The 16,620-nt window shown below is 58.9% G+C and carries 14 protein-coding genes; all 14 read left to right on the top strand.

Annotation, left to right across the window (positions count from 1 at the left end):
* Nucleotides 1-268: 268 nt before the first annotated feature.
* The 14 genes from Q7U76_11945 to Q7U76_11880 all read left to right on the top strand — a co-directional run bounded on the left by Q7U76_11945 (nt 269) and on the right by Q7U76_11880 (nt 16,620).
* The gene (locus Q7U76_11945) at nt 269-919 is read left to right on the top strand and encodes a hypothetical protein (protein MDO8357094.1); all 651 of its coding nucleotides are present in this window, start codon (nt 269-271) and stop codon (nt 917-919) included.
* A gap of 308 nt (nt 920-1,227) precedes the next feature.
* The gene (locus Q7U76_11940; protein ID MDO8357093.1) at nt 1,228-2,454 is read left to right on the top strand and encodes a glycosyltransferase family 4 protein; all 1,227 of its coding nucleotides are present in this window, start codon (nt 1,228-1,230) and stop codon (nt 2,452-2,454) included.
* A gap of 61 nt (nt 2,455-2,515) precedes the next feature.
* Entirely contained in the window at nt 2,516-3,901 is a 1,386-nt protein-coding gene (locus Q7U76_11935; protein MDO8357092.1) for a lipid II flippase MurJ, read from the top strand.
* The gene (locus tag Q7U76_11930) at nt 3,898-5,187 is read left to right on the top strand and encodes an O-antigen ligase family protein (protein MDO8357091.1); all 1,290 of its coding nucleotides are present in this window, start codon (nt 3,898-3,900) and stop codon (nt 5,185-5,187) included. Before Q7U76_11935 ends, Q7U76_11930 begins: the two co-directional genes overlap by 4 nt.
* Nucleotides 5,180-5,815, top strand: a complete 636-nt coding sequence (locus tag Q7U76_11925; protein MDO8357090.1) for a CatB-related O-acetyltransferase — start codon at nt 5,180-5,182, stop codon at nt 5,813-5,815. Before Q7U76_11930 ends, Q7U76_11925 begins: the two co-directional genes overlap by 8 nt.
* 77 nt (nt 5,816-5,892) lie before the next feature.
* Entirely contained in the window at nt 5,893-6,375 is a 483-nt protein-coding gene (locus Q7U76_11920; GenBank protein MDO8357089.1) for a putative colanic acid biosynthesis acetyltransferase, read from the top strand.
* Nucleotides 6,372-7,010 (top strand): methyltransferase domain-containing protein, encoded by a 639-nt coding sequence (locus tag Q7U76_11915; protein MDO8357088.1) that lies wholly within the window; start codon nt 6,372-6,374, stop codon nt 7,008-7,010. Before Q7U76_11920 ends, Q7U76_11915 begins: the two co-directional genes overlap by 4 nt.
* A gap of 3 nt (nt 7,011-7,013) precedes the next feature.
* The gene (locus Q7U76_11910; GenBank protein MDO8357087.1) at nt 7,014-7,844 is read left to right on the top strand and encodes a glycosyltransferase family 2 protein; all 831 of its coding nucleotides are present in this window, start codon (nt 7,014-7,016) and stop codon (nt 7,842-7,844) included.
* A gap of 38 nt (nt 7,845-7,882) precedes the next feature.
* Nucleotides 7,883-9,157, top strand: a complete 1,275-nt coding sequence (locus Q7U76_11905) for a glycosyltransferase family 4 protein (GenBank protein ID MDO8357086.1) — start codon at nt 7,883-7,885, stop codon at nt 9,155-9,157.
* Nucleotides 9,157-10,068: a hypothetical protein gene (locus Q7U76_11900; protein ID MDO8357085.1), complete on the top strand. Its 912-nt coding sequence runs from the start codon at nt 9,157-9,159 to the stop codon at nt 10,066-10,068. Before Q7U76_11905 ends, Q7U76_11900 begins: the two co-directional genes overlap by 1 nt.
* Before the next feature lie 300 nt (nt 10,069-10,368).
* Nucleotides 10,369-11,964, top strand: a complete 1,596-nt coding sequence (gene xrtD, locus Q7U76_11895; GenBank protein MDO8357084.1) for a VPLPA-CTERM-specific exosortase XrtD — start codon at nt 10,369-10,371, stop codon at nt 11,962-11,964.
* Nucleotides 11,965-11,976: 12 nt separating this feature from the next.
* Nucleotides 11,977-13,605 (top strand): MraY family glycosyltransferase, encoded by a 1,629-nt coding sequence (locus Q7U76_11890; protein ID MDO8357083.1) that lies wholly within the window; start codon nt 11,977-11,979, stop codon nt 13,603-13,605.
* 28 nt (nt 13,606-13,633) lie between these two features.
* Nucleotides 13,634-16,021 carry a tetratricopeptide repeat protein gene (locus tag Q7U76_11885; GenBank protein MDO8357082.1) on the top strand — a complete coding sequence of 796 codons (2,388 nt, stop codon included), beginning with the start codon at nt 13,634-13,636 and terminating at the stop codon, nt 16,019-16,021.
* Nucleotides 16,018-16,620, top strand: coding sequence for a polysaccharide biosynthesis/export family protein (locus Q7U76_11880; protein ID MDO8357081.1), 603 nt, complete (start codon nt 16,018-16,020; stop codon nt 16,618-16,620). Before Q7U76_11885 ends, Q7U76_11880 begins: the two co-directional genes overlap by 4 nt.

The raw sequence follows: 16,620 nt of genomic DNA, 5'->3' as shown, positions 1-16,620 counted from the left end.
TCTCGGTATTCCGCCTCAATCCCCGTGCCGTGTTATCCCAGGTAAAAAGCGGGCTCGATGTGCGTGGACCCCACTGCAGCCGTTCTGTAGGCTGACGTGGGCTGTTGCCTGTGGCGATTGTTGCCACTCGTCAGAGCTTCTTGATGAAAAATTAATCGAATCCAAACAAAGACGTTACGCCGTTGTTGTCGCTGGCTTGTACCATCAGTTTGCGGGCATCGATCATATTTCTATTTGGTTACAGCCTATGACTACAAAGGAGCGTCTTATGGCACCTCGCGCCCTTCTTCTCACATTCGGCATGACAGCAGTCGTGGCGATATTCGGATCTGTCCCATTCGCAGCCGCGATGGGGGTCACTCCCACAGATTTCATGGGCGAGAAGGCTTGGGACGGAGGCCAATTCCATCGGGTCGCCGATCGCTTGTTGGCTCAAGAAGGGACGATCACAGTGGGCCAGTATCAGTCCATGCCGGATATCGTCTCGCCGATCACGAAGGGACATCGCACCTTCTCGCTCTTTACTTCCGGTGTGAACGGCGCGGTTGCGCCTTCTGCCACCATCAGCGGTTCTTCAATCACGATGGATCTCACGTCGCTATTTTTCGGCGTGAGCCGCGGCGATTCGTTCCGGGCCTGGAATATCGGTGGGATCGCCCAGGGAGTCTTCAACCCGGAGACGTCCGAGTTCAGCCTTTCATGGACTCATGTCTTTGACCCTGAGAGGGGCAGGGGAAAGCATGGATGGTCGCACGACGATCGAACCGCCAAATTATTCCTGCAGGGGAAGGCTGTCGGGCTCGCTCCGACACCAGTGCCGCTTCCCGCCAGTCTCCTGCTCTTTGCCAGCGGCTTCATGGGCCTCGGTGGTTTGGCCTTTTTGAAACGACGTGCTCTAGCGACCGGCGCGATGGCATAAATGGGACACCCCTCTGCGGGGTCGGGCATCCGTCCTCGCAGCACCCATTCTGGTCGCAGCTTCTTCTCCCTGCCTGAACGGATTCGGCCAGGAGCCTTCAGGGGACAAGACCTCCCATCTTTCCTGATCCGCCTTTTAACGATTTGTTAACACAAACTTGAGATCTGCGTGGCCGTTCCCTCGCACCTCCAGCAGTAGACTGCATCTCTCGAAATAGAGCGGCATGACGACTGTGTCAGGCCCTCAATGACTCCTGTATTTCTTGCGTAGCGGTGACACCCGCGTCGAGGAGAGGCTGCCGTACTAGCATGAAGATCAGTTGCCTGGAACCGGTGCTTGCTCCCTATAGCATCCCTCGATTCAGGGCGCTTCAGTCTTTGCGAAGAGACGATACCGTAGAGCTCATGGCGCTGGGCGCCACCGAAAGGATTCACGAGTGGCAGGTGCGAACAGCAGATCTGGGATTCGACTATGTCGAAGCCTTTCCGGGAAAAACTGTTGATCAGATCGACTCGAAGGCTCTGGCCGCACGTGTGACTCGTTGGCTGGATGACTCGGATCCCCAGGCGGTCGTGATCACCGGTTATTACTATGCCGCCATGCGGGCTGCCGCCCGATGGGCCAAACGTCATAAACGCGTCAGTATCTTCTTGGGGGATTCTCACTGGGAAGATCGGCCTCGAACGGCAATCAAAGAATCCGTAAAAGGCTGGTGGGTTCGCCGGCATTTCGATGCGGCGTTTGCGGCCGGAGAGCAGACCGCCGCCTACTTGGTGCGGTTGGGTGTTCCCCGCGAATGGATCTGGACGGGCTATGACGTGGTGGACAACCAGGCATTTGCGGATGGGGCAGCGGCTGCGCGCTCGCAGGGAGATGCGCTCCGTGACCGCCTTGGCCTCCCGGAACGCTATTTCCTATTTGTCGGACGGTTTGCGCCGGAAAAGAACGTGCTCCGCTTGCTTGAAGCGTATGCCACGTATCGGCAGACGGCTGGGCCGCGGGCTTGGGGTCTAGTGCTGGTCGGCGGTGGACCTCAGGAGCCGGTGTTGCGAGAGAGGGCTCAAGAACTGCGCGATGTCGTGTTCGCCGGCTTCCAACAGGCAGATGCGGTCTCAGCCTACTACGGGCTTGCGTCCTGTCTGGTCCTTCCGAGCGTGAGTGAAACATGGGGGCTGGTGGTCAACGAAGCGATGGCGGCGGGACTGCCGGTGCTTGTGTCGCATCGCTGCGGATGTGTGCCGGAACTGGTGCGGGCTGGGGTGAACGGATACGTCTGCGATCCGTTCGATATCGACGGTATGGCGCGACTCTTGGGAGTGGTGTCGTCGGATACCGTCGATGCAGGCAAGATGGGCGAAGCATCCAGGCAGATCGTCGCGCTCTATACCCCTGAGACATGGGCATTGAGCCTCGCGGACTGCATCGAGCGGACGTTGGCCTGGAAGCAAGAACAGGTGAAGGCGCCGGCATACGGGTGGTTGAGTCCAGGATCCTGGCTCCAGAAGCAGGCAGCCGAACCGCAAATCCGGAACTGATGCTCGATGCCAGGACCTCTGTGGGAGGCCAGGCGTTTGTTCGCAAACGGTGGTGGTGTCCATGTCGATATCGCAAAAAGCGTTCGTCTCGCAGGGCCGAATTGATCGGACTTTGGATGAGCTGCCTTTTGGGAAGGTGCAGCGGGTGCTTGCCGATGTGCTGGGCCCTCTTCGTGAGGCATCAGGATATTCCCTGCTGACGGGCATCGGTCTTGCGCTCGGTTTTGTGCGGGAGCTCACCGTGGCATCCACGTTTGGTTTGAGTCCACAACTGGATGTCTTTGTCGCGGTCATGAGCCTTCAGTTGTTCTTTGGGGCGCAGATCGGGAACGCGCTGGAGACAGCGTTCATCTCCCGTGTGGCGAGAGGGGGCGGGGCGGCCGCCGTCAGCCGGGCCGTGCAACCAGCACTCTGTGGCCTTCTGCTCGTGAATCTCGGCGTCGTGCTGTTTCTATTAGGAAGCGCCGGGCTCTTACTGAGCGTTTTTTTCCCACGCTTCGATGGGACGCAAGAGGCACTCGGCGTCCGGACACTCCATTTCCTCACGGCGCCGATCGTGTTTGCGAGCACGGCAGGTCTCTTGCGCGGAGCCCTTTCAGTGCTGGGGACCTTCGCGCCAGGATTTGCGGCCGGATCGATTATCTCGCTTTGCTCCATTGTCTCCCTCACGCTCTGGTCCGAAAAGCTCGGGGTCGACGCGCTGACGCTGGGCGTGGCTGCGGGAAATTTTCTCGTGATGCTTCTGTTTGCGATTCGGCTCGTCCTGATGACTTGGTCCGTCCCCTCGGAATCCAGACCCCCTGTTCGTGAAGGATGGTTCCTGCTCTGGGGAGCCGCAGGGACCATTCTGGTCGGTGAGCTCATCTATGCCGCTGTCTCGGTGACAGAGCGAAGTCTCGCGTCCTCGCTTCCGGGTGGATCCATCGCCGGGTTTTTCTATGCCAGCACGATTGTGTCCGTGCCGCTCTCCCTGCTCGTCATGCCGCTCACGACGATGGCGTTTCCTCGCCTGGTGGAAGCCTTTGGGCAAGATAAATCGATCGGGTTCGCCATGCTGTGGAAACAAGGGCTCTTGCTCCTCGCGGTCAGCGTCACGGTCGTGGCCTGCGTATCCATTTTTGCAGAGCCGATCGTGGAGTTGATATTTGTGCGCGGCAAGTTCTCACTTGAGCATGCCCGCTTCACCGCCTCGATCCTCTCGATCACGGTGTGGGCGCTTCCCTTCATGAGCCTGGGTCGGGTCTTCCGGAACTCCTGTTATGCGCTATCGGACTATCGCACACCCATGGTGGGGCTCGCTTTGCAGTGGCTGTTGCTGGCCGGGCTGGGGGCGTTGCTGGTGCCACGCGTCGGGGTGCCGGGGCTGGCGATTGCCATCGTGGTTGGTGAGGCGGCGACGAGCGTAACGATGGGAAGTCGACTCGCGATGGCATTGAGGTCTGCATGAGCCTTCAGCGTGAAGAGGATTTCGACGAAACCGCCACCCCTCTGCGCGGAACCCAGGTCGGCCTGGTTCTGGGACTCTGGCTCACCGGGGTCTTTGCCGCGTCCCTTGGAGGACGGATAGAGGCAGGCCATGAGGGGACGACGTCCATGCTGCTCCTCGGCGCTGCGGTCGTGTGGCCTCTGCTGTATTTTGCGATGGGACGCTGCAGTTTTGTTCCACAAGCCATGCCGCTTGCGGCAACCGGTGGGCTCATTCTCTTCGGTGTGGTTTCGGCCCTATCCAGCTTCATGAGCCCGGTCGCGTTACTCTCGAGCGGTTATCTCGTGCTGACGCTGGCGGGCATCTTTTTGGCTTTGCAATTCAACACCAACCTCGATGCAGAACAGTATGAGCGGGGATTGAAGATATTTGCCGTGTTGACCACCGGCGTGCTCATTGGGCTCGCCTGGTACGACTACGTGCCGGGGACGCGTCTAGGGAACGGCAAAGGAATATTGAACCCCAATACGATCGGGCTGGTGTCGGTGTCGGTCATCCTCGCAGCGATGTCGATCAGGACCTGGGTGCTTCGACTCGCGGTGATAGGCCCGATTGCCGGGATCATCGTGCTCACGAGCTCGCGGGCAGCGGCGGTCGCCGCAGTGGTGGGGCTGGGGATGGTGGTATGGCTTCGCCTGCGGGCCCACCGTCGACCTGTGCTGCTGCTGGCTGTAACGGGTCTCCTGCTGATCGTCGGTGTGACGCTCGCCTACGGCGACGTCATGTATCGAATGTTGGACCGGTTCTATGCGCTGAGCTCCGCCGATCGTGGCATGAGTTCGGGCGCGTCGGGTCGTGTGACAGCCTGGAAGTGGACGTGGGAGTTATTTGTCCACAATCCGGTCCTAGGAGTGGGGTTCCGTGCTCATGAATACCTCCTGAAGGCCGACTCATCGGCGCACAACGGCTATCTCGCGACATTGGCGGAAGTCGGGCTGCTCGGTTTTCTGGCTGTCGCGTACTTAATCACTCGTGGGATGTCCCTCCTCTGGGCCGGCTCTCGAGAAATTGGAGCAGGGTTCAGCCAAAGCATTCTGTTCGGACTCTGTGTCGGGTATCTCCTGCTTGCGGTCTTCGAGCGATATCTCATTAATGTCGGCAATCCAACGTCACTCTTGTTTCTCGTCAGCATCATGAGGCCGGGGGTGATGGAGGGCCCTGTGACTGAGCCGGATGAACAGCTATTCGAGCCTGCGGACGAGCTGACTATCGAGCCACCGGGGGAGGGAGTCTACGGACATGGCTGATCGCACATCCGAGATGACCTATGAAACGCGAGACAGCACCGTGCTCAGCGCGAGTCAATCTCGCGTCAGGGACTGCTGCCGTGTTCTTGTCGGAAAAGGTAAAGACCTTCTCAAGCAGATTCGGGCCTGGCTCCTCGTTCGCTTTCGATACAGGGGCGCCCGCGTCGGGAGGGATTTTCATGTGGGCAAGGCTGTGAGTATCGGCCCGGGATTCGTCGCCGGCGACTTTGTGTACATCGGGCCTCATAGTCAGCTACCGCCTCACGTGCATATCGGACATTACTCATCCCTGTCGGCGTACGTCGCGATTGTCGGGTCCGACCATCATTACGACAAGCCAGGTGTGCCGGTGGTCTTTTCAGGGCGGCCTCCGTCTGTTATCACGACGATCGGGCAGGACGTATTGATCGGCCATGGAGCGATTCTGTTGCGGGGGATTTCGATCGGGAACGGGGCGGTCGTCGGTGCAGGCGCGATTGTCACGAAGGACGTGCCTCCCTATGCCGTCGTCGTCGGGGTTCCAGCCAAGGTCTTGCGCTATCGGTTCGATGAGCAGGAACAGGCGATTCATGAAGCGATGCTGGCGCAGCCGACGAAGCGCGGTCAGCAACCGGGGCCACTGATGTGATGCGAATACGGTCGAACCATCAATCCTTTCCCAGTCCGCACTCGTATCGGAATCGAGCGGGTCGAATGTTATGGGGCATGGTGTGGCTCCTGTTGTTTCGTTCCAGCCCACGGCCGTTCCACGCCTGGAGGCGGTGGCTACTGCGATTGTTCGGCGCGAAGGTGGAGCAAGGGGCGCATCCCTATCCCTCAGCCAGAATCTGGGCCCCCTGGAACTTGACGATGGGGGAGGGCAGCTGTCTCGGCGATCATGTGGATTGTTATGCCGTCGATCAGGTCATCCTTGAACCTCACGCAACGGTCAGTCAATACGCATTCCTCTGTACGGCTAGTCATGACTATAGGTTTAGTGACATGCCGGTCATCTCGGCCCCGATCAGGATCGGGCGTCGGGCATGGGTGGCTGCGGATGTATTCGTCGGGCCTGGCGTGACCATCGGCGAGGGGGCCGTGGTCGGCGCTCGCGCGAGCGTCTTTCGCAACGTTGATCCTTGGACCGTGGTAGGCGGGAATCCTGCCCGCATCATCAAAAAATATGAACTGCAACAGGAAGAGTCATGATGGAAACAGCGGTCGATATCTCCGGGTATGTCTACGAAGACCCGGAACTGAACGCGTCGCATGATTATCTCGTGCCGGCGCTCTTGGCAGAGCTTGCGGCACTGCGGCTTCCCACGGTTCACAAGCGTGTGTTCGAGGTGGGGTGTGGGAATGGAGCGGTGGCTGATGTGTTGACGCGGCAAGGCTATCTGGTGACCGGTGTCGATGCATCCGCTCAGGGCATCGAGCAGGCCAAGCGGCGCTATCCTCAATCGAATCTGCAACTTGGATCGGCCTACGACCCTCTCGCCGAAACCTATGGAAAGTTCCCGGTGGTGGTGAGTTTGGAGGTCGTCGAACATCTCTACGCTCCGCGGGTGTTTGCGCGCGCGCTGTTTGATCTCGTGGAACCGTCGGGAACCGTAATCGTCTCGACGCCGTATCATGGTTACTGGAAGAATCTCGCTATGGCCTTGACGGGACGGCTAGACCATCACTTCACCGCATTGTGGGATCATGGGCACATCAAGTTCTGGTCGATAGGGACGCTGAGGCTGTTGCTCCAGGAAGCCGGATTTCATTCCATCAGGTTTCGTCGGGTAGGGCGCGTGCCCGCGCTGGCCAAATCCATGATCGCGATCGCCACAAGGTCATAAGCCATGAGTGTGTCGATTCTCATTCTGACGTTGAACGAAGAAGCCAACCTGCCGGAGTGCCTTCAGTCGGTAAAATGGTCCGACGACATTGTGGTGCTGGACTCATTTAGCAGCGACCGCACCGTGAAGATTGCCGAGGAAATGGGTGCGCGAGTCGTGCAACGCCGCTTCGACAATTGGTCCGCCCATCAGAATTGGGCGCTCGAGCAGATTCCGTTCAAACATCCCTGGGTCTTTTATCTCGACGCCGACGAACGGATGACAGAAGAGCTGAAGGATGAGCTGGTTTCCATTGCGGCTGATTCGACTCGGGGCGACGTGGCCTACTACTGTGGCCGCCGGAATATGTTCATGGGCCGCTGGATCGGGCATGCCATGCCGCCTGGCATGATCATGCGTCTATTCCGTCCTCGCCACGTGCGATTTGAGCGCTTGGTTAACCCGGTTCCCGTGATCGACGGCTCTCATGGCTACCTCCGCGGCATGCTGGTCCACTACAACTTCAGCAAGGGGATCTCGGAGTGGATCGAAAAACATAACCGCTACTCGCAGTTGGAGGCGCAGGAGGGGATGAAGCTGCTCCTCCAGCCCTCGGAGACACAGCCGGAACTGTTCAGCACCGATCGCGCACTGCGCCGTCGCGCCCTCAAAAATCTTTCCTTTCGATTGCCCTGGCGGCCGTTTTTGAAGTTTCTATATTTGTATATCTGGCAACGGGGGTGCATGGACGGACGGGCAGGATTTACCTACTGCGTACTGCAATCCTTCTATGAGTACCTGATCGTGCTGAAGATGCGAGAACTCGAACGGCGGGAACGGGGCTTACCAACCTGAAAGGAATCGAGACGACCCTGCCAGGCGTCTCTGCCTATATGGCTAAAACAATCTTCATCAACCGGTACTTTTATCCCGACCACTCCGCGACCAGTCAGCTCCTCAGCGATCTCGCCTTTGACCTCGCCTCTCGCGGCCAGGACATTCATGTGATTACCGGTGGTCAACTCTATACCGATCCCCGGGCGTCGCTTCTCTCCGAGGAAGTGATTTGCGGTGTACATGTGCATCGTGTGCGCACCTCACGGTTCGGCCGCGCGCGAATGTGGGGGCGGATGCTCGACTATCTGACGTTTTATGCCGGCGCGACGTGGCGATTGCTTCGCTCGATCAGACGGGGCGATGTGGTGGTGGCCAAAACCGATCCTCCGATGATGTCGGTCTGCGCCGCCTGGGCGGCCAAGATCAGACAAGGTGTGCTGGTCAATTGGGTTCAGGACCTGTTTCCTGAAGTGGCCACTTCTCTGGATGTCTCTGGTGTGCGTTTTGTCGCACCGATGCTGAAACGGTTGCGCAACGGGTCGCTATTGCAGGCTCGATCGAACGTCGTGCTCGGCGGACGCATGGCCCAGCGCCTCCGTGACGAGGGGGTTCCGTCCGATCGGATTACGGTGATCGAGAACTGGGCCGACGGAGACGTCATTCAACCGGTCTCCAAGGAAGACAATCCGCTTGTGCGCGAGTGGCAACTGGACGGCAAGTTCGTTCTGGGCTATTCAGGCAATATGGGGCATGTCCACGAGTTCAAGACCATGATCGATGCGGCGGAGCGATTGAAAGAGGAGCGCGGCATCGCCTTCGTATTTATCGGCGCCGGCATTGCGCGGCCATGGCTCGAAGCGGAAGTCGCGGCGCGGGGCTTGACGAACGTGCAGTTCCGCCCCTACCAGCCGGCCGATCGTTTGCGTTGGAGCCTGAGCGTGCCGGACGTGCATGTCATTTCGTTGAGGCCGACGCTGGAAGGGATGATTGTGCCGAGCAAGTTTTATGGCATTGCCGCTGCGGGACGGCCGGTCATTCATGTCGGCGATCCTGATGGAGAGATTGCCCGTATCCTGGAGCGCGAACAATGCGGGTGGAGTTTCTGTATCGGTGAGGTCGGTCCCATGGTGGAATGCATTCGAGAGTTGTCTGATAACCGTCACAAGGCGACCGAAGCCGGGCAGCGGGCGCGACAGGCATTCGATCGGCAGTATGCCCGTGTGCATGCCCTGCAGACCTGGCGGACGCTGCTTGAATCTGTGTCCGCTCCCGTTTCCCGTCTCCAGGCGCAAGCCGAACCGGCATTGCTGGTTGCGGCTGGAAAAGAATAATGCGCCGGCACACGATTGCGCTGCTCGTGCTGATCTTGCTCACTGTCGCCACTGCGATAATCGTGCTGTCTCGCGCGCTTTCCACGATTGAACAGACGGCTGTGGCCGCGGTCCCGCGTCCGTTCGTCGTGTTTGACGCTACGCTCTATACGAACAAGCCCTCGCTCGCGGACTACCATGTCCATCCCTTCACGATGCTGTACGAGTCGCGCCTCTTTGTGGCCAACCAGTTATCGCCCTCGATGCCTTCAGAGGTCATCGTGCGGTCTCTCGCGTATGAGCTGCGTGCATCGACGGATCCGGTGGTCCTCGACATCGAGCGATGGCCGCTCACTGGAGATGGCGTGGCGGTGGCATCGACTGTGGCCAAATATCTCTCCTTGCTCTCGTGGGTCAAGGGCGAGGCGCCAGACGTTCCATTCGGACTCTATGGTACCGTGCCGATTCCCGATTATTGGCGCGCAGCCAGTGATCCGATGAGTCCGCAATTCCTGGCGTGGCGCAGGGACAACGATCGGCTGGCTCAGATCGTCGATCACGTCGATGCGCTGTATCCCTCGATCTACACGTTCTATCCAGACCGCCAGGCCTGGGTCGCCTATGCTAAGGCACACATCGCGGAAGCCCGCCGTCTCGCAAAAGGCAAGCCTGTCTACGGCTTTCTTTGGCCGCTGTATCATAACCAAGGCAATGAGTTGCTCGGCCAGCGGCCGATCGAACCGGACTATTGGGACCTGCAATTGGCCACGATGGCGCAACATGCCGATGGCGTTGTGATCTGGGGAGGGTGGGGAGATCATGGACCGGAACCCTGGAATGAAGAGGCTCCCTGGTGGCAGGTGACGAAACGGTTCATGCAGCAACTTGGTCCCTCTTCTCTCAGTGCTCCCACCGCCGCCAGGGCCCAATAATGTCGTGAAGCGGTTCATTTCATAGCGCTATCTCGGCCTGGCCTCGATCAATTTCCCTCGCTGCATGCAATCGAGAGCCCTCCGACTCACCCCTGTATCCCCCCAACTTGTTTTAACATTTTGTTAACACAAACTTGATATTGGCGATGCCATCGTTTTGCCGGTGAACGATAGACTGAGCCTCCTACTAATCGCCTAGCTCCTATGTGAGGGCTCGTCTGGTGGATGAGACCTGTTGAGAGGACCCGGATGAATAGTCACCCCACAGTGTTCGAAACCCCGCTGCCTTCTGTTTCCGTGATGTCTCAGACACGACTGCTGGTGGGCATGAGTGCTTGGGTGTTCTGGGGCGTACTGGCCGTTGTGCTGGCAGTGCTGGGCTATCTCTACGCAGACAGCCTGCGAGTCCTGGCGCAGTCCTGGCTGGAAGATGACAATTATAGTCATGGGCCGTTCATTCCACTCATCTCCCTGTACCTGATTTGGCTTCGATGGAATCAGTTGCGCGCGGTCGTGCGACAGGGCGCATGGTGGGGACTCCCGATCGCAGCCGTTGGACTCGTTGTCTATGTCGTCGGCGAGTTTGCCGCCATGCATGCGGTGGTCCAGCTCTCGTTATGGGTTGTGAGCGTGGGATTGCTGACATGTGTCATCGGGCTGTCCGGTATCCGCCTGCTGGCCTTTCCCTTGCTGTACCTTCTCGCCGCCATTCCAATGCCGGAATTTCTGCAGGGGGAATTATCCAATCGTCTCCAGTTATGGTCCTCGGCCTTGGGGATCGGATGTCTCCAATTCATCGGGGTCATGGCCTACCGGGAAGGCAATGTGATCGATCTGGGGCCGATCCAACTGCAAGTCGTCGAGGCCTGCAGCGGGCTCCGGTATCTGTTTCCCCTCACGGCGCTCACGTTGCTCGTGGCCTATCTCTATCGTGAATCGCTCTGGAAACGTGTGCTGCTCGTGCTGTCCAGTATTCCCATCTCGATCCTCCTCAACGGCTTTCGGATCGGTACCATCGGCCTGTTAGTCGAGACCTATGGCAAGAGTGCGGCCGACGGCTTCAGCCATTTCTTCGAGGGCTGGATCTTCTTCGTGGCGAGTTTGGGTCTCCTTTGTGCTGAGATGTGGCTGTTGGCTCGTGTGGGTGCGGCCACATCGCGTCGTCCATTTATCGAATTGATCGGTCCTCCGTCAGATGACATACGCAGAACGGCGTCGACACTTGCCGTGTCCCCCCCGGCTGGTCCTGTGTCTCCGGTTCCCATCCTGGCGGGAGGGGCACTGCTTATTCTGGCGGCCTTGGTTGCTCCATCAGTTGCCCCGCACGAGTTTCCTCCTCCTGCGCGGCAGCCGTTGCTCGACTTTCCCTTGCAGCTCGGCGAATGGTCAGGTGTCTCTTCTGTCATGGAGCGACAGTACCTCGACGCCTTGCAATTGGACGATTACGTGCTCGCGGACTACAGCGCGGTCGAGAAGGTTCCGGTCAATCTGTACGTGGCCTATTATCTCTCACCGAAAAAAGGCCGCTCGTCGCATTCCCCCCGGCAGTGTATTCCCGGCGGGGGCTGGGAGATTTCCTCTTTCGAGCCGCTGATGTTTGATCAACGGCAGGATATGACTAAGGCGTTGGAGGTCAATCGTCTGGTGATTCAGAAGGGCGGACAGAAACAGATTGTGTACTACTGGTTCAAGCAACGTGATCGCTGGATCACCAGCGAATATGGCGTGAAGTTCTATCTCTTTTGGGATTCCTTGACGCGCCACAGGGCAGACGGCGCGCTCGTGCGTCTCGTGTCGGGCGTCAATGCCGGCGAGACCGAGGCCATCGTCGATGCGCGTCTGCAGACCATGGCCGGTCTCGTGACACCGCTGTTAGACCGTTATGTTCCGGATTAAGGAATGACGGATATGGGCACGGCGATATTTTTCAGCTTCATGGGATCGTTGATCATCTGTATGGCATTGATCCCGGCGTTGACGTCATCTGCCTGGCGGTTCCAGTTTGTCGACGTTCCACGCGAACGCCATGCCCATGATGCGCCGATTGCCAAAGTCGGGGGAATCGCGTTTGCGATCGCGACTTTTGCGGCTGTACTACTCTGGTCGCCCAAGGAACAGTTGATTTTGATCAGTCTGCTTGGCGGTGCGGTCATCCTTCTCTTCGGCATGTGGGATGATCGGAACGGCCTCAACCATCGCATGAAGTTTAGCGGGCAAATACTGGCTGCCGCTATTGTTGTCTGGTTTGCCGGTGTTCGTCTGACGACCGTACCCTTCATGGATGAGACCCTGCTTCCCCTCTGGTTGGCCGTTCCACTCACCGTTCTGGTGATCGTGGGGGTGACGAATGCCGTCAACCTGGCGGACGGACTCGATGGTTTGGCCGGCGGGTTGTCTCTGCTCAGCTTTGCGGGCATTGCTTATCTCGCGTACCAGGCGAACGAGCCGCTGCTGGTGCTGTTGATGGTATCGGTCCTGGGAGGGCTGTTGGGATTTCTCCGCTTCAATACCTACCCGGCCAAGATCTTCATGGGCGATGCCGGGAGCCAGTTTCTGGGCCACTATCTGGCCGTGGCCGCTATTTTGTTGACCGATTCCGGCAGAACGCTCTACAGCCCCTTGCTGGCGCTGTTTATTTGGGGGGTGCCCCTGCTGGATACGATTGGAGTGATGGGGCAGCGCCTATTGGAAGGCCGGTCCCCGTTTGTCGGCGATCGCAACCACATCCACCACAAGTTGTTGGCCAGAGGGCTGACCCATGGACAAGCCGTTACGGTGATCTACCTTGCTCATGGCGCGATGGTGAGTTGCGCCTATTTGTTACGGTGGCAGTCGGATGCCGTCCTATTGGGTATCTACCTCTTATGGGCCGCGGCGATTCTCTCCATGTTCGTTCGATCGCCCCAGCAGACGGCGTTAGCGATCCTGTCCACAGCAACGAACGGCTCCGTCCAAGCGACGGACCATCGATTGCAGGTACGAATCGGAGAATGGGCACTTGCGGCGCTTCAAGTGGCGGTGCCTCTCTATCTCATCGCATCGGTGGCGATGCCGAGGGAAATTCCTTGGGATGCCGGGATGATCGCTGCGGGATTGCTGATAGCCCTGTTGGGTTCACTGGCGGCAGGTCGCGGAACGCCATGGGCCGTACGGATGGGTCTGTATGTCGGGAGTACCTGCCTGATGTACTACAGCGAAATCTCCCCGCGCCTTTCCGGACCAGAAATGATGACGCCCGTCAATATCGGGTTCGTGATCTTAGCGGGACTCGTCGTGTTGACCATCCGGTTTGCCGGGGAGGACCGGTTTCAAACGACACCGTTGGACTACTTGATTGTCTTATTGGCGGTCGTCATGCCGTTCTTGCCGGACATGACCGCGGGCGACGTGCCGGTCAGTCTTCTCGCGGCAAAACTGATTGTGTTGTTCTTTTCATTCGAGCTGCTGCTCCATATCTATGCTTCTGCGGCCACCCGCTTGGGCTGGGTTTCTGCTTGGATGTTGGGCGGGTTGGTGTTACGGGCCTGGTGGTGGTGATCGGATTGTGGAAGGGGAGGCAGGTGTCATGAAACAGGGTATCGCTCTCGTGCTGGCAGTTCTGATGATGAGCGGGTCTCTCGGCTGCGGAGGCCCCGAGGAGCGCAAGGCCAAGTATCGCCTCCACGCGCAGGAATACTTTCAGCAGGGCAATTTCCCCAAGGCCCGCGTGGCGATCCGGAATGTCCTGAAGATCGATCCCAAAGACGTCGAAGCCTATTTCCTGTATGCGCAAGTCGAGGAGAAAGAGCGGAACTGGCGCAATGCCGTTGCGGGGTATCAGCAGGTGGTGGAATTGAGCCCTGATCACGACCGCGCGCAGATGAAGCTGGCCAAGTACTATCTGGAAGCGCGCGCGCTGGAGCAGGTGACGAAGATCACGGATCGGATTCTGTCGAAGACCCCGGGACATGTCCCTGCGCAGGCATTACAGATTGCCGTGACGGCCGTGTCCGGGAAGTTGAGCGAGGCTCTCAGCCAAGCTGAACGCTTGATCGCCACTGCCCCTGCTGAGACCGATGCGGTCTTGCTCATGGCGTCGTTGTACGCGGCCAATCAGCGCGGAGAGGCAGCGCTCCCGCTGCTCCGGCAAGCGCTGGAAGCCCAGCCGCAGAACCTTGAATTCCTCGACACTCTGGCCACGATCTTGATCAAGCAGGGACAGATGGAAGAAGCAGGATCGACGCTGCAACGGATCATTGCGCTGGAGCCGACGATTATGAATCACCGGCTGCGTCATGTGGCCTTCTACGATCAGCAGCAGCAATACGATAAGGCTGAAGCGGTGCTCAAGGAGGCGATCCGGCTCGATCCCGACAACGAGACGCAACGGCTGACATTGGTCGAGTATGTGGCGAAGCGGCGCGGACTGGAGCAGGCCGAATCAGCCCTGCTGGATGCGCGCAAAGACCTGCCGCGTTCGGGCAAGCTATGGTTCGCGCTTGGGGGTTTGTACGAATCGACGCAGCGGGTAGACAAGGCTCGCGAGACCTATCGTGCCATCCAGGATGAATTTCATGGGAAGCCTGAGGGGTGGGAAGCCAAAGTGAAGCTCGCAGGTCTCGATTGGGCGGCAGGCAAAACCGATGACGCGGAACGCCAGCTTCAAGACGTGCTGAAGGAAAACGCTCGATCGGTCGACGCGTTGTTGTTGCGGGGAAAGATCGCCTTGCAGCGTGGGAACGGAAAAGACGCCACGCAGGATTTCCGGTCCGTGCTCAAGGACCAGCCTGAATCGGCTGACGGACATCTGTTGCTCGCACGAGCCTATTTGATGACGGGTGAGACGACGCTCGCCCGCGAGAGTTTGGCTGTCGCGCTCAGCGTGAAGCCGACGTTGATGGAAGCCCAGCTGATGCTGGCGGGACTGGATGCGTCCGTTGGCCATACCAAAGAAGCACGAGAACGCTTGGAACCGCTCATCGCTCGCGATCCCGGTAACGTGACCCTGTTGGGCATGATGTTTCAGTTGCAGACACAGGAGAAGGATTGGGGACAGAGCCAAGAGACGTTGACGAAGCTGCGGACTGCCGGCGCGGACCAGACGGTCGCGGATTTGGCGGAAGGGCATGTCGCCATGGCCCAACAGCAATGGGACAAAGCGGACGCCGCCTATTCCCGAGCCGCCGAACAACGGCCACTGGCGCCGGAACCGCTCCTGGCCCTGGTGCAGCTTGGGATCAAGCGTGGGCAGGTTGCTCAAGTGCAATCTCGGCTTGAAACATTGTTAGCGGCCCATCCCGATCATCCTTTTGCGGATGGATTTCTGGGCGAGCTGTTGCTGACGAAAGGCGATACCGCGGCGGCCATCGCGCATTTTGAATCCGCGGCGCGTCTGAATCCAAAGTGGAGCACTCCCTGGGTCCACCTGGCCCGCCATCACTACGCGGGAAAACATCTGACGGAGGGGGACGAGGCCCTGCGCAAAGGGCTTCAAGGGAGTCCGGACAATGAACAGATGCGCTTGCTGCTGGCGGTGAGTCTCGATGCGCAGCGACGGTTCGACGAGGCCATTGTCCATTACGAAACGGTGCTAAAAACGAATCCGAAGTCGATGCTGGCCGCAAACAATCTCGCGGCGACATTGGTCGATCACAAAAGCGATCCAAAGAGTCTTGAGCGGGCTCTGACGCTGAGTCGGGCCTTTGAGTCGCAGACGCCGAATCCCTATCTGCTCGATACCTTGGGGTGGGCCCACTATAAGTTGAACCACGGGGGGGATGCCGTGCGTTTACTGAAGCAAGCCACGGCCTTGGCGCCGGACCATCCGGTGCTGAACTATCATCTTGGTGCGGCGCTGTCGAAGTCCGGACAGCCTGGCGACGCGCTGGTGTATTTAAGGAAGGCCGTAGCGGCAGGCACGCCGTTTGAGGGATTGGATGCTGCGAAGGCGCTGCTGGCGGAGGTGGCGGGATGAGGAAATTTCTGCAGGGAGGATTGGTTCGCCGCTTCGTGTGTGCGGCAACGGTTGCAGGGGGACTCTGTCTGTTCGGGATCAACCTGAGTCAGGCGGCAGAGGCGGCGGTCGCCGAACCCAGCTACCTGCTCGGCCCTGAAGATGTGCTGAAGGTGGCGGTGTGGAAAGATGAGCATCTCACGCAGGAAACGGTGGTGCGCCCCGACGGGATGATCACATTCCCGCTGATTGGAGATGTGTCCGCGACGGGTCGTACGGCAGAGGACGTTCGCGTCGAAATAGCGAAACGGCTGAGCAAGTTTCTCCCGAATCCCAATGTGACGGTTACCGTGCTGAAAGTTCTGAGCAACCGCATCTATGTGCTCGGCCGCGTGAATAAGCCGGGTGAGTATCTCGTCGGCCACTACACCGATGTGCTGCAAGCCTTGAGCATGGCGGGGGGATTGACGCCCTATGCGGCGGAGAACGACATCAAGATCATGCGCCGTGGCGGAGCCAATCAGCAGGTCTTCCATTTCCGGTATGGAGATATGCAGAAGGAAAAGGACCTGAAACAGAACATTTTGTTGGAGCGTGGCGACGTGGTGATGGTGCCGTGA

Source organism: Nitrospirota bacterium (assembly GCA_030645475.1).
GTDB lineage: Bacteria > Nitrospirota > Nitrospiria > Nitrospirales > Nitrospiraceae > Palsa-1315.
This window is presented reverse-complemented; position numbering and strand designations above follow the sequence as displayed.

Excerpts from the sequence above, each read along its gene's own strand:
- Q7U76_11945 (MDO8357094.1), top strand. The coding sequence starts at position 269 with ATGGCACCTCGCGCCCTTCTTCTCACATTCGGCATGACAGCAGTCGTG.
- Q7U76_11940 (MDO8357093.1), top strand. The coding sequence starts at position 1,228 with ATGAAGATCAGTTGCCTGGAACCGGTGCTTGCTCCCTATAGCATCCCT.
- Q7U76_11935 (MDO8357092.1), top strand. The coding sequence starts at position 2,516 with ATGTCGATATCGCAAAAAGCGTTCGTCTCGCAGGGCCGAATTGATCGG.
- Q7U76_11930 (MDO8357091.1), top strand. The coding sequence starts at position 3,898 with ATGAGCCTTCAGCGTGAAGAGGATTTCGACGAAACCGCCACCCCTCTG.
- Q7U76_11925 (MDO8357090.1), top strand. The coding sequence starts at position 5,180 with ATGGCTGATCGCACATCCGAGATGACCTATGAAACGCGAGACAGCACC.
- Q7U76_11920 (MDO8357089.1), top strand. The coding sequence starts at position 5,893 with ATGGTGTGGCTCCTGTTGTTTCGTTCCAGCCCACGGCCGTTCCACGCC.
- Q7U76_11915 (MDO8357088.1), top strand. The coding sequence starts at position 6,372 with ATGATGGAAACAGCGGTCGATATCTCCGGGTATGTCTACGAAGACCCG.
- Q7U76_11910 (MDO8357087.1), top strand. The coding sequence starts at position 7,014 with ATGAGTGTGTCGATTCTCATTCTGACGTTGAACGAAGAAGCCAACCTG.
- Q7U76_11905 (MDO8357086.1), top strand. The coding sequence starts at position 7,883 with ATGGCTAAAACAATCTTCATCAACCGGTACTTTTATCCCGACCACTCC.
- Q7U76_11900 (MDO8357085.1), top strand. The coding sequence starts at position 9,157 with ATGCGCCGGCACACGATTGCGCTGCTCGTGCTGATCTTGCTCACTGTC.
- xrtD (MDO8357084.1), top strand. The coding sequence starts at position 10,369 with ATGTCTCAGACACGACTGCTGGTGGGCATGAGTGCTTGGGTGTTCTGG.
- Q7U76_11890 (MDO8357083.1), top strand. The coding sequence starts at position 11,977 with ATGGGCACGGCGATATTTTTCAGCTTCATGGGATCGTTGATCATCTGT.
- Q7U76_11885 (MDO8357082.1), top strand. The coding sequence starts at position 13,634 with ATGAAACAGGGTATCGCTCTCGTGCTGGCAGTTCTGATGATGAGCGGG.
- Q7U76_11880 (MDO8357081.1), top strand. The coding sequence starts at position 16,018 with ATGAGGAAATTTCTGCAGGGAGGATTGGTTCGCCGCTTCGTGTGTGCG.